General features: G+C 67.1%; 18 protein-coding genes, 1 tRNA gene and 1 pseudogene. 9 read left to right on the top strand and 11 right to left on the bottom strand.

Annotated elements, in window-relative coordinates; translation table 11 throughout:
* Positions 1 to 36: 36 nt before the first annotated feature.
* Positions 37 to 1191 carry a glutamine-hydrolyzing carbamoyl-phosphate synthase small subunit gene (carA, locus tag G5V65_RS03725; protein ID WP_165047169.1) on the bottom strand — a complete coding sequence of 385 codons (1155 nt, stop codon included), beginning with the start codon at positions 1189 to 1191 and terminating at the stop codon, positions 37 to 39.
* Positions 1192 to 1373: 182 nt separating this feature from the next.
* Between carA and G5V65_RS03730 the strand changes: the two genes are divergently transcribed.
* Positions 1374 to 1832 (top strand): GatB/YqeY domain-containing protein, encoded by a 459-nt coding sequence (locus G5V65_RS03730; RefSeq protein WP_165047171.1) that lies wholly within the window; start codon positions 1374 to 1376, stop codon positions 1830 to 1832.
* 23 nt (positions 1833 to 1855) lie between these two features.
* On the opposite strand, the gene G5V65_RS03735 is transcribed toward G5V65_RS03730, so the two are convergent.
* From G5V65_RS03735 to lipB, 7 genes and pseudogenes are all read right to left on the bottom strand, one after another.
* Complete coding sequence (locus G5V65_RS03735; protein WP_165047173.1) at positions 1856 to 2845, bottom strand: alpha/beta hydrolase; 990 nt, start codon at positions 2843 to 2845, stop codon at positions 1856 to 1858.
* A 101-nt stretch (positions 2846 to 2946) separates the two neighbouring features.
* Positions 2947 to 3447 carry a DUF2244 domain-containing protein gene (locus tag G5V65_RS03740; RefSeq protein WP_165047175.1) on the bottom strand — a complete coding sequence of 167 codons (501 nt, stop codon included), beginning with the start codon at positions 3445 to 3447 and terminating at the stop codon, positions 2947 to 2949.
* 303 nt (positions 3448 to 3750) lie between these two features.
* Positions 3751 to 4002, bottom strand: coding sequence for a hypothetical protein (locus G5V65_RS03745; RefSeq protein WP_165047177.1), 252 nt, complete (start codon positions 4000 to 4002; stop codon positions 3751 to 3753).
* 134 nt (positions 4003 to 4136) lie between these two features.
* Positions 4137 to 5816, bottom strand: a complete 1680-nt coding sequence (gene ctaD / locus G5V65_RS03750) for a cytochrome c oxidase subunit I (RefSeq protein WP_165047179.1) — start codon at positions 5814 to 5816, stop codon at positions 4137 to 4139.
* Between the two features lie 269 nt (positions 5817 to 6085).
* Complete coding sequence (locus G5V65_RS03755; RefSeq protein WP_165047181.1) at positions 6086 to 6493, bottom strand: c-type cytochrome; 408 nt, start codon at positions 6491 to 6493, stop codon at positions 6086 to 6088.
* A 170-nt stretch (positions 6494 to 6663) separates the two neighbouring features.
* On the bottom strand, positions 6664 to 7476 hold the full coding sequence (locus G5V65_RS03760) for a LytTR family DNA-binding domain-containing protein (RefSeq protein ID WP_165047183.1): 813 nt from the start codon (positions 7474 to 7476) through the stop codon (positions 6664 to 6666).
* Between the two features lie 40 nt (positions 7477 to 7516).
* A pseudogene (lipB, locus tag G5V65_RS03765) lies at positions 7517 to 8221 on the bottom strand (lipoyl(octanoyl) transferase LipB); the annotation flags it as partial.
* 315 nt (positions 8222 to 8536) lie between these two features.
* Here lipB and G5V65_RS03770 point away from each other — a divergent pair.
* From G5V65_RS03770 to G5V65_RS03805, 8 genes are all read left to right on the top strand, one after another.
* A complete protein-coding gene (locus G5V65_RS03770) occupies positions 8537 to 9427 on the top strand; it encodes a class I SAM-dependent methyltransferase (protein WP_165047187.1) in 891 nt (296 codons plus the stop codon).
* Positions 9428 to 9507: 80 nt separating this feature from the next.
* Positions 9508 to 11244 carry a peptidoglycan-binding domain-containing protein gene (locus G5V65_RS03775; RefSeq protein WP_165047188.1) on the top strand — a complete coding sequence of 579 codons (1737 nt, stop codon included), beginning with the start codon at positions 9508 to 9510 and terminating at the stop codon, positions 11242 to 11244.
* 180 nt (positions 11245 to 11424) lie between these two features.
* Positions 11425 to 11511, top strand: a tRNA-Leu gene (locus G5V65_RS03780).
* A gap of 294 nt (positions 11512 to 11805) precedes the next feature.
* Positions 11806 to 15228 (top strand): Hint domain-containing protein, encoded by a 3423-nt coding sequence (locus G5V65_RS03785; protein ID WP_165047190.1) that lies wholly within the window; start codon positions 11806 to 11808, stop codon positions 15226 to 15228.
* A gap of 268 nt (positions 15229 to 15496) precedes the next feature.
* Complete coding sequence (locus G5V65_RS03790; protein ID WP_165047192.1) at positions 15497 to 16600, top strand: ABC transporter ATP-binding protein; 1104 nt, start codon at positions 15497 to 15499, stop codon at positions 16598 to 16600.
* Between the two features lie 90 nt (positions 16601 to 16690).
* A complete protein-coding gene (locus G5V65_RS03795) occupies positions 16691 to 17764 on the top strand; it encodes an ABC transporter substrate-binding protein (RefSeq protein ID WP_165047194.1) in 1074 nt (357 codons plus the stop codon).
* A gap of 77 nt (positions 17765 to 17841) precedes the next feature.
* On the top strand, positions 17842 to 19092 hold the full coding sequence (locus G5V65_RS03800; RefSeq protein WP_165047196.1) for an ABC transporter permease: 1251 nt from the start codon (positions 17842 to 17844) through the stop codon (positions 19090 to 19092).
* A gap of 13 nt (positions 19093 to 19105) precedes the next feature.
* Positions 19106 to 20044, top strand: a complete 939-nt coding sequence (locus G5V65_RS03805) for an ABC transporter permease (protein ID WP_165047198.1) — start codon at positions 19106 to 19108, stop codon at positions 20042 to 20044.
* A gap of 57 nt (positions 20045 to 20101) precedes the next feature.
* Here the strand turns inward: G5V65_RS03805 and G5V65_RS03810 are convergent, their stop codons facing one another.
* Genes G5V65_RS03810 through G5V65_RS03820 form a run of 3 tightly spaced genes read right to left on the bottom strand, consistent with a single transcriptional unit; the run spans position 20102 to position 22680 of the window.
* Positions 20102 to 21040 (bottom strand): AEC family transporter, encoded by a 939-nt coding sequence (locus G5V65_RS03810; protein WP_165047200.1) that lies wholly within the window; start codon positions 21038 to 21040, stop codon positions 20102 to 20104.
* Positions 21041 to 21043: 3 nt separating this feature from the next.
* Positions 21044 to 21859 carry an MBL fold metallo-hydrolase gene (locus tag G5V65_RS03815; protein WP_165047202.1) on the bottom strand — a complete coding sequence of 272 codons (816 nt, stop codon included), beginning with the start codon at positions 21857 to 21859 and terminating at the stop codon, positions 21044 to 21046.
* Positions 21859 to 22680: a TatD family hydrolase gene (locus G5V65_RS03820; protein WP_165047238.1), complete on the bottom strand. Its 822-nt coding sequence runs from the start codon at positions 22678 to 22680 to the stop codon at positions 21859 to 21861. Before G5V65_RS03820 ends, G5V65_RS03815 begins: the two co-directional genes overlap by 1 nt.
* Between the last annotated feature and the right edge of the window lie 4 nt (positions 22681 to 22684).

The raw sequence follows: 22684 nt of genomic DNA on the forward strand, positions 1-22684 counted from the left end.
GGTCGGTTAATACGGAGTTAAGGCCCCCGGCCCCTGTCAGGCCGCGCGGCGGGCGCGCATCGCCTCGGCGAAGCGGTCGAAGAGGTAGTAGCTGTCCTGCGGACCGGGGCTGGCCTCGGGGTGATACTGGACCGAGAAGATCGGTTTCCCATCCACCGCGATGCCGCAGTTCGACCCGTCAAACAGCGAGACGTGGGTTTCGCTTACGCCTTTGGGCAGGGTCTGGCTGTCCACGGTGAAGCCGTGGTTCATCGAGGTGATCTCCACCTTGCCGGTGGTCAGGTCCTTGACCGGATGGTTCGCGCCGTGATGGCCGTGGTTCATCTTGACGGTCTTGGCACCCAGCGCCAGCGCCAGCATCTGGTGGCCAAGGCAGATGCCGAAGAGCGGCAGGTCGCGCGCCAGAACGCCCTGGATCATGGGGACGGCATAGCTGCCGGTCGCCGCCGGATCGCCCGGGCCGTTCGACAGGAACACGCCTTCGGGGTTGAGGGCCAGCACATCCTCGGCCGTGGCGGTGGCGGGCAGCACGGTGACGTCGCAACCTGCCGAGGCGAGGCAGCGCAGGATGTTGCGCTTTGCGCCATAGTCGATGGCCACGACGCGCGGGCCTTCGCCCTTGCGTTCGGTATAGCCTTCGGGCCAGGCCCAGCGCATTTCGTTCCAGCGGTAGGACTGGGCGCAGGAGACATCCTTGGCGAGGTCGAGCCCGACAAGGCCCTTCCATCCGCGCGCCTTGGCGACCAGCGCGGCGATGTCGAAATTGCCGTCCGGATCATGGGCCAGCGCCACATGGGGCGCGCCCTGCTGGCGGATCGCGCGGGTCAGGCGGCGGGTGTCGATGCCGCCGATGCCGATGCGGCCCTTGGCCGTGAGCCATTGGGTGAGTTCGCCCGTGGCGCGCCAGTTCGAGGGTTCGGTCGGATCCCATTTCACCACCATGCCGGCGGCGACGGGGGTGCCGGTTTCATCGTCCTCCGCGGTCACGCCGGTATTGCCGATATGGGGGAAGGTGAAGGTCACGACCTGGCCCGCATAGGACGGGTCGGTCATGATTTCCTGATAGCCGGTCATCGCTGTGTTGAACACGAGTTCCGCCACCGTTTCGCCGGTGGCGCCAAAGCCTTTGCCGTAGAAGACCGTGCCATCGGAGAGGGCGAGGCATGCGGTCGGTTTCGCGGAAGCGGGCATGGGGCGACTCTCCTATCGGCAAATTGCGCGGACACTAGTTGTGAAGGGGGGCGGGGTCAAGGCTCTGGCGCAAAAGGAATATGCTGTAATTTCAATGTCTTGATCTTTCAGTGCCCTGTTGTGGCGGGGGCCCGGAACGGCTATGTTGGCAACTTGTGCCAACCTTTGGGGAAAGGTGACCAATGTCATTGCGGGAACGCCTGCAGATCGCGCTGAAAGAGGCGATGAAGGCCAAGGAGGCCGAGCGGCTGTCGACGCTGCGGCTGATCAATGCCGCGATCAAGGATCGCGAGATCGCCGGGCGTGGCGAGGCGGGCGATCAGGAGGTCGGGGATCCCGAGATCCTGGCCATCATGGGCAAGATGGTGAAGCAGCGCCAGGAAAGCGCGCGCGCCTATGAAGAGGGCGGGCGGCTGGAACTGGCGGAAAAGGAATTGAACGAGATCCGGGTGATCGAGGAATTCCTGCCGCGCCAGCTGTCGGAGGCCGAGGTGGAGGCGGCGGTGAAGGCCGCCATCGCCGAAGTCGGGGCCAGCAGCATCCGCGACATGGGGCGGGTGATGGCGGTGCTGAAGGGGCGCCATACCGGGCAGATGGATTTCGGCGCGGTGGGGCCGCGCGTGAAGGACATGCTGGCCTGAGGCCGCCGCCTGCCCGGCGCGGGTCAGGGCGCGGGGGCGGTGACGGCCTTCAGGAAGGCAAGCAGCCGGTCGCGGGCCAGATCGGCCGCCGCATCGGTGCCGAACTGGTATTCATGGCCGAGGAGCGGGGTCTGGTCGGGCGGGAAGAACAGCGCCTCGACCCGCAGCCCCCGCGCCCTTGCCTGATCGACCAGCGCGCGCGATTGCGGCAAGAGCGGATCGGCATTGCCCGCGCTGACAAAGAGCGGTGGCAGGGTTTCGGGCAGATGCGCCAGCAGCGAGAAGAGCGGCGCATCGGGGGCCTCGGCCGGGTCGCGATGGCCGAGATAGGCCCAGGCGGCGGTCTGCATCCAGGGCGAACCCGTCTCGAGCCCGGCCAGATCGAAGATGCCGCAGAACAGCACCAGGCCGCGCGGGCCGGTGATCCTGTCGGAGGGGCGCAGGCGCAGGGCGCGGGCATAGGCCGGATCGGCCAGCGCGATGGCTGCCTGCAGGGCGATATGGCTGCCCGCGCTGTCGCCGGCCAACACAAGACGCGCGGGATCGAGCGCATAGCTGCCTGCGGCGCCCTCGATCCAGATCAGGACCTTCAGCATGTCCTCGGCGGGAGCGGGGTGGCGGCGGGCAGGGGCGCGGGCATAGTCGGGGGCGATGGTGGCATAGCCCTGGGCGGCGATCAGACGAAGATGGTTGCCGACATCCTCTTTCTGTCCCGCCACGAAGGCCCCGCCATGCACCCAAAGGAGGACGGGCCAGCCGCCGGGCGGGGCGGGGCCGGGCGGCAGCACGAGATCGAGCCTTTCGCGCGGGGCGGGGCCATAGGGAAGATCGGGATGTTCGGTCAATCCGGCGGGAAGGCGGGGTTCCAGCGCCGCCATGGCGCGGCCTGCCTCCCGGTCGAAGACATGGCGCAGCACCAGCACGCGGGGCCATGGCGACACCTGCGTGGCGATCAGGATTGCGGCGGCAACAAGGGCAATCGCACCGATCACAGGTAGAAAGAGGCCGCGCATGGCTGCGCTCCTTCCTGCTCCATCCCTGCGGGCATTACACCACGTTCCGCCCTTTCGGGCGAGGGTTTTCGCGTGCCGCGCCGTCCGGGCGGCCTGCGGGCCTAGCGAAGGCGGTTGAGCCGCTCCTGCAGATCGTCGCGCAGGGCAAGGCGTTCCTCTTCCGAAAGGAAGGCGCCAAGCTCCACCTCGCGCCCGCTGCCGCGCAGGGTGAGGTAGTTGGGAACCGGGCCGCCGGTGGGATGGAGCTGCACCGAAACCCAATGCGGATTGGCCTGCCAATCCTGCCTGCGGCCGCGCGGGCCATGCCGGGTGAGGGTGAGGCTGTCACGGCTGAGGGTCAGATCCTCGACGATCTCGCCGTCGCGGTAGGAGCGCGAGAGCGCGGCCCACATGCCCCAGATGGCCAGCGCAAAGAAGGGCAGGATGCCCCAGAGGACAGGTGAGCCGAGGACCGACAGCATCGGGACAAGGACCAGCGCGCAGGTGCCGCCGATGAAAAGGACAAAGCCCCGGCGCGGCAGGGATCGGTAGGGCCAGAGATGCAGGCGGGCCTCAGGCGCGGGGGGGGCAGCGGGGGTGGGGGACAACCATTCGTAAGGCATGGGGCGTGGGTCGCGAAAACCTGAATCAGGGAGGTGCATTTGCGGCTGCGCGAAAGGGTAACGCCGGTCCGGGCAGAGGCAAGGCCTTGGCGGCCTTCCCCGGGGCGGCGCGCCGCCGCAGGTCACCCTTTGCCCGGCGCCCCGGCTGCCGAAAGCGGGGGTCGCGGGCTTCATCTTGGCCCAAATACCCATGCACGGGTCGGGCCGGGGGCGCTGCAGCGGGGTCTTCGCGCCGCGGGAGGGTCCGGGAGGGTCGGGGACCCTCCCGGGGGTGGGGCCGGGCGCGCGGAGGGCTGCGGGGCGTCAGCAGGTGCCGCTGAACAGCCAGTAGCCGCTCAGGATGCGCAGGTCGAACTGGCGCGGCAGCGCGCCGCCGCAGATCTGCGCGCCGATCTGCTGGCGCAGTTGGTCCTCGGTCCAGTTGGAACCGGCATGGCCGCTGAAGCGGCCGCCGCCGTCATTGTCGATGTCGAGCTTGTTCGGGTTGGCGGCGGCAGCGCCTGCGATGAGGGCGAGGGCACAGGCAAGGCTGGCGGAGCGGGTGGCGGTCTTCATGGGTGACTGTTCCCCTTTCACTGGCATGACAGGGAGGCCAGCCTATCGGCTGGCTGGCGATGCGTAAACCGGGGGGGCGGTATGGCAAAAGGCCCCGGAAATTCCGGGGCCTTCGTTTCGTTCGATCCGCCGTCTCAGTGGGCGTGACCCTTGTCCCAGTCGGACTGCTTCGGCAATTGCTCGAAGGTGTGTTCCGGCGGGGGCGAAGTCAGCGTCCATTCCAGCGTGTCGGCATATTCGTTCCAGTAGTTGTTCTCGGTCACCTTCTTGCCGAAGAAGAGGGTGTAGAACACCACGCCGATGAAGAACACGAAGGACGAGAAGGCGATCATCGCACCGACCGAGGACCACCAGTTCCAGTAGGCAAAGGCCTCCGGATAGTCGATGTAGCGGCGCGGCATGCCCTGACGGCCCAGGAAGTGCTGGGGGAAGAAGGTCAGGTTGGAGCCGATGAACATCGCCCAGAAGTGCAGCTTGCCGGCCCATTCCGGGTATTGGCGGCCCGACATCTTGCCCATCCAGTAGTAGATGCCCGCGAAGATGCCGAAGACGGCGCCGAGCGACATCACATAGTGGAAGTGGGCCACGACGTAGTAGGTGTCGTGATAGGCGCGGTCCACACCGGCCTGGCTCAGCACGATGCCCGTGACGCCGCCGACGGTGAAGAGGAAGAGGAAGCCGAAGGCCCAGAGCATCGGCGTCTTCATCTCGATCGAGCCGCCCCACATGGTGGCGATCCAGGAGAAGATCTTGATGCCGGTCGGCACCGCGATGACCATGGTCGCCAGCATGAAGTAGCTCTGCTGGGTCAGCGACATGCCGACGGTGTACATGTGGTGCGCCCAGACGACGAAGCCCAGCACCCCGATCGCCACCATCGCATAGACCATCGGCAGGTAACCGAAGATGGGCTTGCGGGAGAAGGTCGCGATGACCTGGGAGATGATCCCGAAGGCCGGCAGGATGATGATGTAGACTTCCGGGTGGCCGAAGAACCACAGGATGTGCTGGTAGAGGATCGGGTCACCGCCGCCCGAGGGCGTGAAGAAGGTGGTGCCGAAGTTGCGGTCCGTCAGCAGCATGGTGATGGCACCGGCCAGCACCGGCAGGGCCAGCAGCACGAGCCATGCGGTCACGAAGATCGACCAGGCGAAGAGCGGGACCTTGTGCATGGTCATGCCCGGGGCGCGCATGTTCAGGAAGGTGGTGATCATGTTGATCGCGCCGAGGATCGAGGAGGCACCCGACAGGTGGACGGCGAAGATCGCGAGGTCCATCGCATAGCCGCCTTCGGCGGTGGTCGAGAGCGGCGGGTAGAGAACCCAGCCCACGCCCGCGCCCGAGCCCAGTTCGCCGCCGCCGCCGGGGGCGAAGAGCGAGGCCACGGCCAGCGAGGTGCCCGCGACATAGAGCCAGTAGGACAGGTTGTTCATCCGCGGGAAGGCCATGTCCGGCGCGCCGATCTGCAGCGGCATGAAATAGTTGCCAAAGCCGCCGAAGAGCGCCGGGATCACCACGAAGAACATCATCAGGATGCCGTGGGCGGTGATGGTGACGTTCCAGATATGGCCGTTGGGCGTGCAGGTCGCCGCCGCATCGGCGACAAGGCGCAGGCCTTCCTGGCACATGTACTGGACGCCGGGATTCATCAGCTCCATCCGCATGTAGACGGTGAAGATGACCGAGATCAGGCCGACAATGCCGCCCGTGAAGAGGTAGAGTATCCCGATGTCCTTGTGGTTCGTGGACATGAACCAGCGGGTGAAGAAGCCCCGCTCGTCGTGGTCATGCCCATGAATGGCTGCGTCGGCCATTGGCGTCTCCCGAAAGCTAGTGAAGAGTCCGGCATGCGTTGGCCGGATCTTTGTTCCCTTATGGCGTCGTGTTTAGTCCCGCCCGCGCGCGGCGGCAATGACCGACTTTGACGCAGATCAAGAAAAACGCATATGTCGCATGATTTTCGCGGTGACGGATCGTCGCGCCGCAGGGGCGGGGCGCGGGATGGCAGAGGGGGCGCGCGCCGGTGGCGCGCGCCCCCCTCCTTGCCCTTGCGTCCGGTGGGTTTCCCCCGGACGGGGGCGGATCACTTCAGCGTGGCCAGATAGGCGGCCATGTCCTCGCCGCCCTTGGCCAGCTTGAAGGACATCTTCGACTTGGCCGCGTCATCGCCCGTCTGTTCCTTGAGCCATTTGGCCGGATCGACGAGATAGGCCGCGACCATCGCCTCGTCCCAGACCGCGCCACCGGCGCCCACGGCCTTGATCGAGTCGCCATAGGCGAAGCCTTCGTAGGAGCCGACGGGGCGGCCAATCACGCCGAAGAGATTCGGGCCGGTCTTGCCGCCCTTGACGATCTCGGTGCCGTCGGCGGCGATGATGGCGTGGCAGGCCTTGCATTTCTTGAAATCGGCCTCGCCCTTGGCGGCATCCTGCGCGAGGGCGGGGGCTGCGAGGGTGGCGAGGGTGAAGGCTGTGGCGATGAGGGTCTTCATGCAGGTCTCTCTGGCTGGGGTCCGGGACGATGGCCGGGACCGGATTCGCGCAGGAAATGTGCGGCGGGCAGTCCGGGGGCGCAATCTGCCCCATGGTCGCAGGTGGGCGGCGCGGTTCGGGGCGTGACGGTTCGGGGCGTGGCGGGACGGTTCGGGGCGTGGCGGGGCGGTCAGCGGGGGGGCAGGTAGCCCGCCTGCTCCAGCGCCAGGACATGGGTGCGGCTGACGGGGCGTTCGCTGCCATCCGTCAGGGTGACGATGGCGCGCAGGCCGTCGCGGCGGGCGGTGGCGATCTGGTCGAGCGCGACCCAGTGCGAGCGGTGGATGCGCAGGCCCAGCGTCGGCGCGCTTTCCGCCACGGCATCGGAGAAGCGCAGCAGGATCTGGTGGCGGCCCTTCGTGGTGACGACCTCGGTATAGTGGTCGATCGCCGTCAGCGCGACGAGGGGGCCGTGCAGATCGGCGGGGATGCGCCGCAGGAGGCGCGGTGTGGCGCTGTCGGCGCGGGCATGGGTGGGGGCGGCGGGGGGCGGCAGGTCGGGGGGGCTGAAGAAGATCAGGGTGATGACGGGCGAGACGGTGGCCGACAGGAAGACGATGGCCAGCGCCAGTTCGCCTTCGCCCAGAGCCACATCGCCGGGGTCGAGGAAGAGGGCGTTCAGGCCCAGCACAAGGGCCGCGATGGGCAGGCCCATCAGCGTGCCGGAGAGGAAGCTTGCAGGCAGGCGGGGCAGGCCCGCCGATTGCAGGCGGCGCCGCGTGGTGTGCGACAGCAGGAATCCCACCGGGCCGGTGATCAGGATCATCGTGGTCCAGTAGGCGAGGCGCGGCAGAAGGGGCAGGTTGTCCAGCGTGCCGAAGGGCCCGGCCACGCCCAGCACCAGCCCCAGCCCGAGAAGCCCGGCCCAGAAGCGCAGGTCGCGCAGCGCCGGGCGGATCACGGCGATGGAGGCTTCGAGTTCCGAGACGGGAAGAAGGGCCATGACGGGGCAGCGATCCTTGCGGCGGGTCGGGGCAGGCGTTTCAGGTCTGGCAGAGGGCGGGGGCGCGGCCATCCGGGTGGAGGCCGCCTTCGGGCGGGAAGAAGCGCGGGAAGGTGGCCATGAGGGCGGCATCGAGATCGGCCATGGTCACGGGCAGGCCCAGATCGACTAGGCTGGTCACGCCATGATCGCGGATGCCGCAGGGGATGATGCCGTCGAAATGCGACAGGTCGGGTTCGACATTGATCGAGAGGCCGTGAAAGCTGATCCAGCGGCGCAGCTTGACGCCGATGGCGGCGATCTTGTCCTCGGCCGGGCTGCCATCGGCATTGGGGGGGCGGTCGGGCCGGGTGACCCAGACGCCGACGCGGCCGGGGCGGATTTCGCCCTTCACGTTGAATTCCGCCAGCGTGGCGATGACCCAGTTCTCCAGCGCGCGGACGAAGCAGCGCACGTCGCGGCCCCGCGCGCCGACGTCGATCATGCAATAGACGACGCGCTGGCCCGGGCCGTGATAGGTATATTGCCCACCGCGCCCGGTTTCATGCACGGGAAAGCGCCCGGGATCGACGAGGTCCGCCGCCCGCGCCGAGGTGCCGGCGGTGTAGAGGGGGGGATGTTCCAGAAGCCAGATCGCCTCGTCCGCGCGGCCTGCGGCCATGGCTTCGACATGGGATTCCATGGCGGCAAGGGTCGGCAGATAGGGGCTGAGGCCCGGCAGGTGGGTCCAGTCTGGCATCCGTTGATCCGCGCTCGTGCCGCGCTGCGGCGTGGGAAAGGTTCCTTGACGGAAATTAGGCTGCGGCAGGGGGGATGTCACCCCCGGACTATCCGAAAGGACAGGATTCGCGCTGCCGGTGGCGGGGTCCGGACGGGCAGAAAGAAGGCCCTTTGCAGGGCAGGGCGGCGCGCCTATATCGCTGTCGGCGGGGAGCGGGGGGATCGAATGGGTCTTGCGGGTGCGGGTTGTGTTGTCTGTGGGGGCAGCGAGACGGAGATCGTGTCACGGCGGGATCGTCATGGTCAGCCCCTGATCACGGTGCTTTGCGGGGGCTGCGGGATGCTGCGGAATGATCCCGTCCCGTCACAGGAGGAGTTGGACCGCTTCTATCGCCGCGATTATCGCCGTGAATACAAGGGTGCGTCCGAGCCGCGCCTGCGCCAGGTCTGGCGCAATTTCGACAGGCTGACCGGCCATGTCCGCGCCTTTGAGGATATCTATGCGCGCGGCGGGGACTGGCTGGATCTGGGCGCGGGCAGCGGCGAGTTCAGTTTCCTCGCCGGGCGCATGGGCGCGCGGGTGATCCCGGTGGAGCCCAATGAAGGCTATGCCGCCTATTGCCGGCGGGTGCTGGACCTGGAGGTTCAGGCAAGGACGCTGGAGGAATGCGATTTCGCGCCGGGCAGTTTCGATCTGATCCGGTTGAGCCATGTGCTGGAACACATGCGCGATCCGGTGGCGGCGCTGGGGCGGCTGCGGGGATGGCTGCGCCCGGGGGGCGTGCTTTATGTCGAGGTGCCCGACATCGAGGCCGATGCCAGCAACAAGCTGCAGGGGCGGATGTTCCATTACGGGCATATCCACAATTTCAACCCGGTCACGCTGCGGCATGTGGCGGGGCGGGCCGGGCTGGTGGAACTGGCCGCGACGGCCGAACGGTCGGCCGGGCGCTGCGGCGCCTTCTTCGCGGCGGGGGAGGGCGGCCTGCTGCCCGATGCGGCGCTGCGGGAGAATGCCGCGCGGATGCGGGCGGCGATGGCGGCGCATCAGGCGCGCCGCCTGCCCCGCCCGCGCGGGCGCTCGGCGCTGGGCGCGCTGGCCGACCGGATCGCGCGGCGGCTGCGCGAGGCCTGGGCGGGACGGCGGCTGGGCAGCCATCGGGGAATCGCCGAGGCGGCGGCGGCAAGTCTGCCCCAGGTCGTGCATCGGGCGGCACCAGAGGCGGCCTGAACGGTGACCTGCGGTTGAGTGTCGGGGCTGCCGGGCGTTTCGGCGGCGTTTTTCCCGGTTGAAGATATGAAAATCCTTGCATGGAAGGGCCGGGCTCGCCCATCCTGATCATGGTCGGTTGGCCTGCGGACCATCGGCATTTGATCCATTTCTTCTGCGAGGTCGATATGAAACGGAGCCGGATTTACAGGCAGATCGTGGCCACTTCGGTGGTGATGGCGATGGCGAACCCCGTGCTGGCCGATGGCGGCGATCTGGTGGGCGGGCTGATCGGCGGCATGATCGGTGCCGCGATCATCAATGGCCAGCAACAGCAGCGCAATACCCAGAAGGTGCGCCGTGCGGCCCCGGCCATGACGGCCGAGGAGCGGGCGCGCAATGTCGAGGTGCAGACGGCGCTGAACCATTTCGCCTTTCCGGTGGGGCGGCCCGATGGCGTGCTGGGGCGGCGCAGCCGCGCGGCGATCGGCGAGTATCAGGCGCTGCTGGCCTTTCCGCCGACGGGCGACCTGACCGAGATGGAGCGGCAGATCCTTGTCACCGCCTATCAGCGGGCGCTGATCGGCGGGCCGCAGGTGACGAAGGTCGTCAGCACCAGCCCGGTGGGGCTGCGCGGGCTGCTGCTGGCGCAGCGGGACGAGATGCTGGGCATGGGCCAGGGCATGATGGCGCAGAGCGATTACGGCGGCATGCCGCCCGAGATCGCCGAGGCGGTGGACGAGATCGCGCGCAATTCGGGGATCGAGGGCGCGCAGCTGGTGCAGCGGGCGGGCTTCGTGCAGCTGGCCGACATGAATGGCGACGGGCGCAGCGACTATCTGCTGGATACCTCGGTCACGGGGTCGGGCTTCTGGTGTTCGGGGCAGGATTGCGCGGTGCGGGTCTTCGTTTCCACCCCCGATGGCTATCGGCGCAACGATTTCCAGCTGGCACAGCCGACGCCTGCGTCTTTTGACTGTTCGGGGGCGGTGTGCCGGATTGATGAGCAGACGCAGCTTGCCGCGCAGCCCATGGCACCGGCAGAGACCGCGCCCGCGCCGGATGCAGGCACGGTGATGGCCGCCGCGCCGCAGCCCGAGGCGGGGGCGGCAGCGCCGCTGCCGAGCTTTGCCGCGGCCATCGCGCCGCCGGTCGCAAGCTTTGCCGCCCATTGCGCGGCGGTGGCGCAGGCCACGGCGGGCCATGGCGGCATGGTGCAGACGGTGGCGGCGATGAACGATCCGGCGCAGGCGCTGGGCGAGCAGTTCTGCCAGGTGGCGGCGGCGGCGCGCGAGGATGGCGCGGCGCTGATGGCGCAGGTGCAGGGCTTCACCCCCGAGCAGATCGCGGCGCAGTGCGAGGGCTTTGCCGCCGCGCTGACCGACAAGCTGCCGATGACCGAGGCCAATGCCCGCGACAGCGCGCTGGCCGAGATGCAGACCTGGCTGGCGAGTGCGGGCATGCCGCAGGATCAGCTGGTGGGCACGGCGCGGATCTGCCTGTCGGTGGGCTATGGCGCGGATGATGCGGGGATGGCGCTGACCTCGGCGCTGGTTCTGGCCGGGACGGGGAACATGGTCTATGCCGAGATCGTGGGGCATCACCTGGCATCGGGCGTGGGGATCGGGCGCAATCCCGAGCGGGCGCTGGAATGGTTCGAGGGCGCGGTTGCGGCCCAGCGGGCCGGGCAGATGCCGGTCTTCGTGAAGGATCAGGCCGACCGGATGACGCTGATCGAGCGGGCGGCGGCAGCTGTCGCGGGCAAGGCGAGCGCGCCGCCCCTGCTGCCGCTGGTTGCCCCGGCGACGGTGCCCGCCTCGGCCAGCACGACGCCCTGAGGCGGAAATGCGGCCCGCGCGTGGCCCCCTGCCGGGGCTGTGCGCGGGTGGCTTGCGGGGCCAGAGCGGGGACAGAGTGGGGCTGGTGCGGGGGGCCGCGGGAAAAGGAAAAGCGGGCCGAAATTTGCTCTTCCCATTCCCGAAACCCTTCGATAAACAGCCGCCACCAAGCCAGATCGTGCGGATGTGGCGGAATTGGTAGACGCGCAGCGTTGAGGTCGCTGTGGGGTAACTCCCGTGAAGGTTCGAGTCCTTTCATCCGCACCATGACTTCCCCGACCGGGCCGAAGATGGCCCGGTCCGGAAGGCCCGGGCCCCGACCCGAAGACAAAGCGGGAACCCCTTGATCACAAAGAGATCGGCCCGCGGGATGCAGGCTGTGAGTCCCTTTGGTAACGCTTGTGGCGAAATCCGTCCGAATGGGGCGGATTTGCGAAGGTCGGGGGCATTTGCCACAATTTTGCCATAATTGGCCGCCCTTAGTCTGGGTCAATCCCGGCGTCAGACCGGGCATCTGTCCAGACCGGCGCAAGACCGGGGGGACGTGGCGCGAGCGGTGTCATGCCCACTTATGTGATCGACGGCTATGCCGTCGGCAGTATCGTTGTGACCGGGGGCGGTACGCCCACGACCGGATCCACCTTCAGGCTGGATCCGAACTGGTCGGCTTCTGCCGCGGCGCTGACTGTCACTGTCACCGATGATGATACGGGTTTTTCGGGTTCGGCCGCGACGGTGCTGGATGGTGGCCAGACCGGCGTCGTGATCACGGCGGCGGGGGCTACGGTCGGATCGGGGGTGATCCGGCTGGGCAACGGCTTTGTCTTCAGCGATCCGGTGGCGGGATCGGTCACGCTGTATCAGGTGATGATCGGCAGTTCGGTGGTGGGCTATGTCACCACGGCGCCGCTCCAGCCGGGCGTGATGTATACGGTGACTTCCACCCTGGCCACGACAGCGGCGGGCGTGCCCTATGGATCGCTGGCGCTGCTGGATTACGAACAGGGCGATGACAACAGCCTGACCGGGGGCAGCGGGAATGACTCGTTGCGGGGCGGCGACGGGGCGGACACGCTTTCGGGCGGGGCGGGCAATGACACGATCCTGGGCGGGGCGGGCAATGACGTCATCAGCGGCGGCGCGGGCAATGACAGCCTTTCGGGCGAGGATGGCGACGACCGCTTCCTGATCGTCAACGCCTCGGGCATCGATTCCGTCTTTGGCGGGGCGGGCAACGACACGATCAGCTATGCCGGGGCGACGACCGGGGCGAATGTCCTGTTCACCGGGACGGGATCGGGCAGCCAGAACCTTGTCGGCGTGACGGCGACGACCTTTTCGGGGATCGAGGCCTTTGAAGGCGGGGAATTCAACGACACGCTGAATGCCTCGCTGATCACGGCGAGCGTCACCCTTTCGGGCAATGGCGGGGCCGATACCATCAATGGCGGGGGCGGCGCGGATGCGTTGTTCGGCGGCGATGGGGCCGATACGATCGCGGGCAATGCCGGGAACGACCTGATCGACGGCGGGTCGTCGAACGATTTTCTCTATGGCGGGCTGGGCAACAACACCCTTGTCGGCGGCGCGGGCAATGACTGGCTGGAAGCCAGCACGGGCAACGACCTTCTGGAAGGCGGGGAAGGGATCGACTCGCTTTATGGCGGGGATGCCAATGACACGCTTTATGGCGGCGGCGATGCCGACAGCCTGTATGGCGGCAATGGCAATGACTTTCTCGATGGCGGCGACGGCAATGACCTGATCGACGGCGGTGCCGGGAACGACACGCTGCGGGGCGCGGCAGGCAATGATTCCCTCTATGGTCAGGGCGGGGTGGATACCTTCCTGATCGGCGACAACGAGGGTGTCGATGCCCTGTTCGGCGGGGCAAGCACCGATGTGCTGGACACCAGCCTTGCCACGGGCGGCGTGACGGTCACCTATTCCGGCAGCGGGACGGGGACGGTTGCCACCGTGGGCACGACGGCGACCTTCTCCTCCGTCGAGGCCCTGCAGGGTGGGGCGGGGAACGATACCGTCTTTGGCGGATCGGGTGCCGAGCGGGTGAATGCCGGGGACGGGGATGACCTGCTTTACGGCGGGGCGGGATCGGATTCGCTGGCGGGCGGCGCGGGCAACGATACGCTTTATGCCGGCAGCGGCACGGATACGCTGCTGGGTGACGAGGGCGACGATACCTTCGTCGTCAATCCCGGGGATGGCACCGTCAACATCTTTGGCGGCACGGGCAATGACACGGTCGATTTCACCGCGATCGGCACGGCGGTCGAGGTGGATTTCTCGGGCGCCGGGGCGGGGATCACCGATATCGGCCCGAGCGACGTCAGCTTCTCGGGGGTGGAGCTGATCCGGACCGGGGCAGGCAATGACACGGTCAATGGCGGAGCGGGCGCGGACCGGGTGGAGACCGGGGCCGGCAATGACCGCATCTTTGGCGGGGCCGGGGCGGATATCCTGTCGGGCGAGGATGGCCGGGATTCGATCGAAGGCGGCGATGGCAATGATACGCTGATCGGCGGGGCGGGGATCGACACGCTTTACGGCGGCACGGGCCTCGATGTCATCGACTATTCGGCCAGCAATGCGGCGGTGAACATCAACCTGCGGACCTGGACGGCGACCGGCGGCCATGCCGAGGGCGATGTGCTGGCCGGGGTCGACGGGGTGGTGGGGTCGGCCTTTGACGACACGATCATCGGCTTTGACGACGAAAGCACCTCGGCGGGGGATTTCTATTACAACATCTTCGAAGGTGGCGCGGGCAACGACCTTATCGAGGGGCGGGGCGGCAGCGATGCGCTGTTCGGCGGGGCCGACAATGACACGGTGCTGGGCGGCGACGGCAATGACACGGTCGATGGCGGGGATGGCAATGACGTCCTGACCGGCGATGCCGGGAATGACACGATGTCGGGCGGGGCGGGCAATGACCAGCTTTCCGGCGGCACCGGCAACGATTCCATGGATGGCGGCAGCGGCGATGACGCCATGGATGGCGGCAGCGGCAATGACGCGATCGCCGGGGGAGAGGGCAACGATACCCTGCTGGGCGGCGCCGGCAATGACACGATGTCGGGCGGCGCGGGCCGGGATACCTATGTCTTCACGCCGGGCAGCGGATCGGATGTCATCACCGATCTGGACCTGACGCTGATCGAGGGGCAGTTCGCGGACCGGCTGGATGTATCGGGGCTGGTGGATGGCACCGGAAACCCGGTCAACTGGGCGGATGCGGTGGTCACCTCGGACGGGGCGGGGGGCGCGCTGATCACCTTCCCCGGGGGCGAGACGATCCGGCTGGTGGGGATCGACCCGGCGCTCATTTCCGACAAGGAGGATCTGGTCGCGCTGGGCGTGCCCTGTTTCACGACGGGCACGCGGCTGCTGACGGACAGGGGCGAAGTGCCGGTCGAGGCGATCCGGGCGGGCGATCTGGTGATGACGGCGGATCACGGCCTGCAGCCGGTGATCTGGGCGGGCGGGCGGCATCTGGACGCGGCGGCGCTGGCATCGCAGCCCTTGCTGCGGCCGGTCCTGATCCGCGACGGGGCGCTGGGCAACCGGGGCGATGTGCTGGTCTCGCCCAATCATGCCGTGCTGGCCGAGGTGGACGGGGCCGAGATGCTGGTGCGTGCAAAGCATCTGGCCGAGACGGGCGACGCGCGCTTCCGCATTGCCAAGGGGCGGCGCGAGGTGGGCTATCACCATATCCTGCTGGAGCGTCACGGCATCGTCTTCGCGCAGGGGATGGCGACGGAGACGCTCTATCCCGGGCCGATGGCGGTGGCGGCGCTGGGGCCTGCGGTGGCGGCCGAGATTGCGCTGGCCTTCCCGCTTCTGGCGCCGGTTCTTGCGGGGCTGGCAGAGGCAGAGCTTCTCTACGGCCCGACCGCGCGCCCGGTCGCGAAGCGGCGGCAATTGCTGAGCGGGCCGAACCCGAACCGCCGCGCGGCGGCCTGAGGGGCTGTCCGGGGGGCGGCAGATCCGCCCCTGACGCCGCGCTGCGGCATTCCGGCGCGGCCCGGCAGGTGCCGCCACAGGCGGATTTCCCGATGCTGGCCCGCGTGCTGCCGCTTTGATCGGCGAATGCGTCGCAAACCGGCCTATTTTCCCGCAATCGCGGATGCTACCCGCAAAGCGAGACAAGCCGGTTGCAATACCGTCCGGCTTTGGTTTTAGTCACAAGAAGAAGAGCGGGACACCCGCCACAAAGACCGGGGAGACGACATTGGCCGAAAAGAGCCAGAACGACGCATTCGTCGTTTTCGACCATGTGCAGAAAAGCTACGATGGTGTTTCGCTTGTCGTGAAGGACCTGAACCTGAGCATCGCCAAGGGAGAGTTCCTGACGATGCTGGGACCGTCCGGGTCCGGCAAGACGACCTGCCTGATGATGCTGGCGGGCTTCGAGACGGCCACGAATGGCGAGATCCTGCTGGATGGCCGCCCGATCAACCAGGTGCCGCCGCACAAGCGCGGCATCGGGATGGTGTTCCAGAATTACGCGCTGTTCCCGCATATGACGGTGGGCGAGAACCTGTCCTTCCCGCTGGAAGTGCGCGGCATGGGCAAGTCGGAGCGCGAGGCGAAGATCATGCGCGCGCTGGACATGGTGCAGATGGGCAAATTCGCCAACCGCCGCCCGGCGCAGCTTTCGGGCGGGCAGCAGCAGCGGATCGCGCTGGCGCGGGCGCTGGTGTTCGACCCCAAGCTTGTGCTGATGGACGAACCCCTGGGCGCGCTGGACAAGCAGTTGCGCGAGCATATGCAGTTCGAGATCAAGCATCTGCATGAATCGCTTGGCATTACCGTGGTCTACGTCACCCATGACCAGGGCGAGGCGCTGACCATGTCGGACCGGATCGCGGTGTTCAACGACGGGCGGATCCAGCAGCTTGCGCCGCCGTCGGATCTGTATGAGCGGCCCGACAACAGTTTCGTGGCGCAGTTCATCGGCGAGAACAACCGTCTGGAAGGCACGGTGGAAGAGATCAAGGGCGGCCGCGCGCTGGTGCGGCTGAACACCGGCGAGCTGATCGACGCGACGCCGGTCAACGTATCCTCGACCGGGCAGAAGACGCTTGTGTCGATCCGGCCCGAGCGGGTGGAGTTCAAGCCCGACCTGCTGCCGCCGGATGCGCATATGATCGAGGCTGAGGTGATCGAGGTCATCTACATGGGTGACCTGTTCCGCACCGTGCTGAAGGTGGCGGGGCATGATGATTTCGTCATCAAGAGCCGCAACACGCTGGGCCAGCGCGTGCTGACCCCCGGCGAAAAGATCCAGATCGGCTGGGCGCCCGCGGATGCGCGCGCGCTTGATCCGATCTGACAGAGGTCCGGGCCAAGTGGCCCGGTTGCCGCCCCGGCGGGGTGGCCAACAAGACAGAGCAGTTCTGTTCAACATGGGAGCGTTCACGCAATGAAGAAGATCCTGATCCTTTCCACCGCCCTGACCGGCCTTGCCTTTTCGGCCGCCGCGCAGGAACTGACGGTGATGTCCTGGGGCGGCGCCTATGGCGAAGCCCAGACCGAGGCGCATGTGAAGCCCTGGTCGGCGGCATCCGGCTTCCCGGCCAAGATGACCGACAGCGACAACCCGGCCACCCCGATCAAGGCCATGGTCGAAGCGGGCAACGTCACCATCGACGTGGCCTCGATCGAATATGCCGATGCGATCCGCCTGTGCGACGAAGGCATGCTGGAGCCGATCGACATCGCCGCGCTGCCCGCCGGTGCCGATGGCACCCCGGCCGCCGATGACTTCCTGCCCGGCGCCGTGACGGAATGCGCCGTGTCGACCGACATCTGGTCGAACGTCTATGCCTATGACACGACCAAGTTCACGGGCGAAGTTCCCACGACCGCTGCCGATTTCTTCGATCTGGAGAAGTTCCCCGGCAAGCGCGGCCTGAAGAAGGGCGCGAAGGCGGTGCTGGAACTGGCGCTGATGGCCGATGGCGTGCCGGCGGCGGAAGTCTATGACGTGCTGTCCACCCCGGAAGGCGTGGATCGCGCCTTTGCCAAGCTCGACACCATCAAGGCCGATGTCGTCTGGTGGGAAGCCGGTTCGCAGGCCCCGCAACTGCTGGCCGATGGCGAAGTGGTGATGACGACCGCCTATAACGGCCGGATCTTCAACGCGGCCATCGCCGAGAACAAGCCCTTCCAGATCGTCTGGGATGGCCAGATCTACGAAAACGAAATGTACGCGATCCCGAAGGGCGCGCCGAACAAGGGCAAGGCGCTGGAATTCATCGCCTATGCCACTTCGACCGAAGGTCTGCGGGCGCAGGCGACCTACATCTCCTACGGCCCGGCCCGCAAGTCGGCGCTGAAGGAGGAGCTGCTCTACAAGGACGGCAAGACGGTCATGGCGCCGCACCTGCCGACCGCGCCGGAGAACATGACCAACGCGCTGGAAACCTCGGCCGAGTTCTGGGTGGACCGGAACGAGGAACTGAACGAGCGTTTCAACGCCTGGCTGGCGCAGTGATCTGAGCCTTTGGGGGGGCGCGGCCGGGCCGCGCCCCCCTTCCTTTCCCGGACATTCCCTTCAGACAGAGACCGACCATGGCCGATGTGACCGCTGCCCCCCTGACCACGGCCGACGGGCGCCCGCTGAAGGCCGCCCTCGCCGAGGCGCAATCGCGCGCAAGGCGGCGCGCCTTCCTGCTGGTGGCGCCCCTTCTGGCCTTTGTCGTGCTGACCTTCATCATCCCCATCGGGCAGATGCTGGACCGGTCCTTTCACCATGACGGGTTCTCGGCCAATGCGCCTGCGACGCTGGAATGGTTCGACGCCAATCCCGCCGGCACCGCGCCGGACGAGGCGGCCTTTGCCGCCCTCGCCGCCGACATGAAGGCGATGAAGGAGAACAAGACGGCGGGCGAGGCCGGGACGCGGGTGAACTATACCCTGCCCGAGACGCGGTCGCTGATCACCAAGACGGCGCGCAATGCCGATGATCTGGCCCCGCCCTTCAAGGAGGCCTTCCTTGCCATCGACGACCGCTGGGACGATGCGGCGGTCTGGCAGGCGATGCGATCCTCGGCCAGCGCCTATACGGCGGATTTCTACCTGTCGGCCCTGGACATGGAACGCGCCGAGGATGGCAGCATCCGCCGGGTCGAGGAGAACGGGCGGATCTACATCTATCTTTTCGTGAAGACCTTCGTCGTGTCGGCTGTCATCACGGTGACCTGCCTCTTGCTGGCCTTCCCGGTGGCGCATCTTCTGGCCACGCTGCCCATGGCCAAGGCGAACCTTCTGATGATCCTTGTCCTGCTGCCCTTCTGGACATCGCTTCTGGTGCGGACGACAAGCTGGATCGTGCTGCTGCAGGGGGAAGGGGTGATCAACGAATTCCTTGTGGCGCTGGGTGTGATCTCGGCGGACGGGCGGCTGAAGATGATCTACAACCAGACCGGCACGATCATCGTGATGACGCATGTGCTGCTGCCCTTCATGATCCTGCCGCTTTATTCCGTGATGCGGGTGATCCCGCCCAGCTATGCCCGCGCGGCGCGGTCCCTGGGCGCGACAAGCTGGACCACCTTCCGCCGGATCTACCTGCCGCAGACCCTGCCGGGGATCGGGGCGGGGTCGCTTTTGGTGTTCATCCTGGCGGTGGGCTATTTCATCACGCCCGCGCTGGTGGGCGGGGCGGATGGCCAGCTGATTTCCAACCTGATCGACTTCCACATGAAGAATTCGAACTGGTCCATGGCGGCGGCACTGTCGGCGATGCTGCTGGCGGGGGTGCTGGTGCTTTACTGGCTGTATGACCGCCTGATCGGCATCGACAACCTGAAACTCGGCTGAGAGGAGGCGCGACATGGCCCTGCCCATCTATGCAAGCCCGCTGGAGCGCCTCTGGCACTATACCTATCTGGTGCTGTGCACGGCGATCTTCATCTTCCTGATCTCTCCCATCCTGGTGGTGATCCCGCTTTCGTTCAACGTGGAGCCCTATTTCACCTTTACCGAGGCGATGCTGCGCCTCGATCCGGCGGGCTATTCGCTGCGCTGGTATGATGCGCTGCTGACGCTGGGGATGCAGACGCCGGATGCGATCCGCGACGGGGCCTGGTGGTCGGACATGTGGAACAATTCAAGCTGGGTGCGCGCGGCGAAGAATTCGATGATCATCGGCTTCTGGGCGACGATCCTTGCCACGGTGCTGGGCACGCTGGCGGCGCTGGGCCTGTCGCGGCCGGAAATGCCCTATCGGCGGGTGGTGATGGCGATCCTGATCAGCCCGATGATCGTGCCGATCATCATCATCGCGACGGGGCTGTTCTTCTTCTATTCGAACCCCTGTTCGATCATCGGCACCGAATGCGGGCGGCTGACCAGCACCTATCTGGGCGTGATCCTGGCCCATACCACGCTGGGCATTCCCTTTGTCATCATCACCGTGACGGCCACGCTTTCGGGGTTCGACCAGTCGCTGATCCGCGCCTCGGCCAGCCTTGGCGCATCGCCTTCGCGCACCTTCTTCAAGGTGGTTATGCCGCTGATCCTGCCGGGGGTGGTGTCGGGGGCGCTGTTCGCCTTTGTCACCTCGTTCGACGAGGTGGTGGCGGTGCTGTTCATCGCGGGGCCCGACCAGCAGACCATCCCGCGCCAGATGTGGAACGGGATCCGCGAGGCGATCAGCCCTGCGATCCTGGCGGTGGCGACGATCCTTGTGGTGATCTCGATCTGCCTGCTGGCCACGGTGGAACTGCTGCGGCGCCGGTCGGAACGGCTGCGGGGTGTGACGCCGCATTGATCCGCCGGGCGCGGGGACGGATCTTCGGACAGGGGTCTTGCCCCTGTCCGGCCCGTGTCAGGGCAGGATCTGCAGCCAGGCCCAGATGGTGCCGATCGAAAGCGCAGTGGCGATAAGCACGCTGGAGGCGGCCACGCGTTTCGCCACGCCGTAGAGATTGGCGAAAAGGAAGGCGTTCACGCCGGGGGCCATGGCCGCCGTCATCACGGCAGAGCGCAGGCCCGCCGTTTCCAGACCGAAGGCGAAGCGACCGAGGAGGTAGGTCAGCGCGGGATGGAGCAGGAGGGAGCAGGCGCAGAGCATGGCGATGATGCGGAAATCACCGTCCGGCTTGTAGCGCAGCAGCACGCCGCCAAGGCCGAAGAGGGCGGTGGGAATGGCGGTGGCGGCCACCATGCCGATGGCCGACCATGCCACGGCGGGCAGGGGCAGGCCGGTAAGGTTGACCGCGAAGCCCGCCGTGATGCCCAGGACCAGCGGCTGCGAGAAGATCGCGCGGAGGATCTGCCGGGCGAGCGCCGCGCCGGAGAGGCCCTGTCCGCGCGTGCGGGCCCATTCCATCAGCGCGATGCCGAAGCCGTAGAAAAGGGGCGAATGGATCGAGATGATGGCGAAGTTCCCGGCGAGGGCGTCGCTGCCATAGGCGCGTTCGGTGATCGGCACGCCGAGAAGCAGCGAATTGGAGAAGAGCGCGACAAAGCCGATGGCGGTGGCATCCGTCACCGGGCGACGGAAGACCAGAACAGCGCCGGTGAAGGCGATGGCGAAGCTGGCGAAGGCCGCGATGTAGAAGGAAAGAAACAGCGCGGGCTGGAAGGTTGCGGACAGATCCAGCCGGGCGATGGAGGCAAAAAGCAGCGTCGGCGCGGCGAAGTTCTGGGCATAACGCATCAGCCCGTCCACGGCGCCATCCTCGAACAGCCGCGCGCGGGCGGCGGCATAGCCGAAACCGATCACGAGGAAGACCGGCAGGATGACATCGAGAAGGGCGTTCACGGATCAGCCGGGCATGTTGTCGTAGGTGATCACCATCCCGTCATGGGCGGGGCGGATATGGGGGGGAAGCTCGGCCTCCATCTCGGCGAAGTCGAGGTCGTGATGCATGTTCGTGATCACGGCGCGGGCGGGCCGGGCGCGGGCGATCCAGCCCAGCGTCATGTCGAGATGGGCATGGGTCGGATGCGGCTTGCGGCGAAGCGCATCGACGATCCAGCAGTCGAGGTTTTCAAGATGCGCCCAGCTTTCTGCCGGGATTTCCACGGCATCGGGCAGATAGGCCAGCGGGCCGATGCGGAAACCCAGCGCATCCATGCTGCCATGATTGGCATAGAAGGGCGTGAGGCGCAGCGTGCCGCCCGCGCCGGCGATGTGGATGTCACCCTCGATGGCGTTCAGGTCGAGGATGGGGGGATAGGGGCTGCCTGCGGGCTGGACGAAGGCATAGCCGAAGCGGGCGATGAGGGCGTCCTGCGTGGGGCCGTCGGCCCAGACGGGCAGGCGGCGGCGGATGTTGTAGACGATCTGGCGCAGATCATCGAGGCCGTGGACATGATCGGCATGGGAATGGGTGTAGACCACGGCATCCAGCGTGCCGATGCCCGCATCCAGAAGCTGTTCGCGCATGTCGGGCGTGGTGTCGATCAGGACGCGGGTGGTGCCGTCGGTGGTTTCGCGTTCCACCAGCAGCGAACAGCGGCGGCGGCGGTTCCTGGGGTTCACTGGGTCGCAATTGCCCCAGTCGCCGCCGGGGGGGCCGAGGCGGGGCACACCGCCCGACGATCCGCAGCCAAGGATGGTGAAGCGCAGCGTGGCCATCAGGCGGCCTTGGCCGCGCGGGCGGCGCGGGGGAAGAGGCGTTCGAAATTCGCCGTCGTCCGGGCGGCGAATTCGGCCTCGGTCAGGCCATAGAGCGCGGCGCCGGTCCTTGCCGTGAAGGCCGTATAAGCGGGTTCGTTCCTTTTTCCGCGATAGGGCACGGGGGCGAGGTAGGGGCTGTCGGTTTCCAGAAGGATGCGGTCCACCGGCGCGGCGGCGAAGATATCGCGCAAGTCCTGTGATTTGGGAAAGGTCGCGATGCCGGACATGGAGAGGTAGAAGCCGAGATCGAGCGCCGCCCGCGCCAGCCCCGCGCCGGAGGAGAAGCAGTGCATGACGCAGGAATAGGGCCTTTCCCGGAAGCCTTCGGTCAGGATCGCGGCCATGTCCTCATCCGCCGCGCGGGCGTGGATGATCAGGGGAAGGCCGGTTTCCTGCGCCGCCGTGATGTGCAGGCGGAGCGAGGTCTTCTGCACCTCGGCGCTGTCGGCGGTGTAGTGGTAGTCGAGGCCGGTTTCGCCGATGCCCACGAATTTGGGGTGGCGCGACAGGGCGATGAGTTGGTCCACCGTGGCAAGCGGTTCTTCCGCCGCGCTCATCGGGTGGGTGCCTGCGGCGTAGAAGACGCCGTCATGCGCCTCGGCTATGGCGCGGACGGCGGGTTCGTTCTTCAGGCGGGTGCAGATGGTGACCATGCGGGTGACGCCCGCCGCGCGGGCGCGGGCGATGACATCGGGCAATTCGCTGGCGAAATCGGGAAAATCGAGGTGACAGTGGCTGTCGACGATTTCGGGCAGGGGACTGTTTGGCGCGGCGGTCATCAGG

Source organism: Paragemmobacter kunshanensis, assembly GCF_011059185.1.
Taxonomy (GTDB): domain Bacteria; phylum Pseudomonadota; class Alphaproteobacteria; order Rhodobacterales; family Rhodobacteraceae; genus Paragemmobacter; species Paragemmobacter kunshanensis.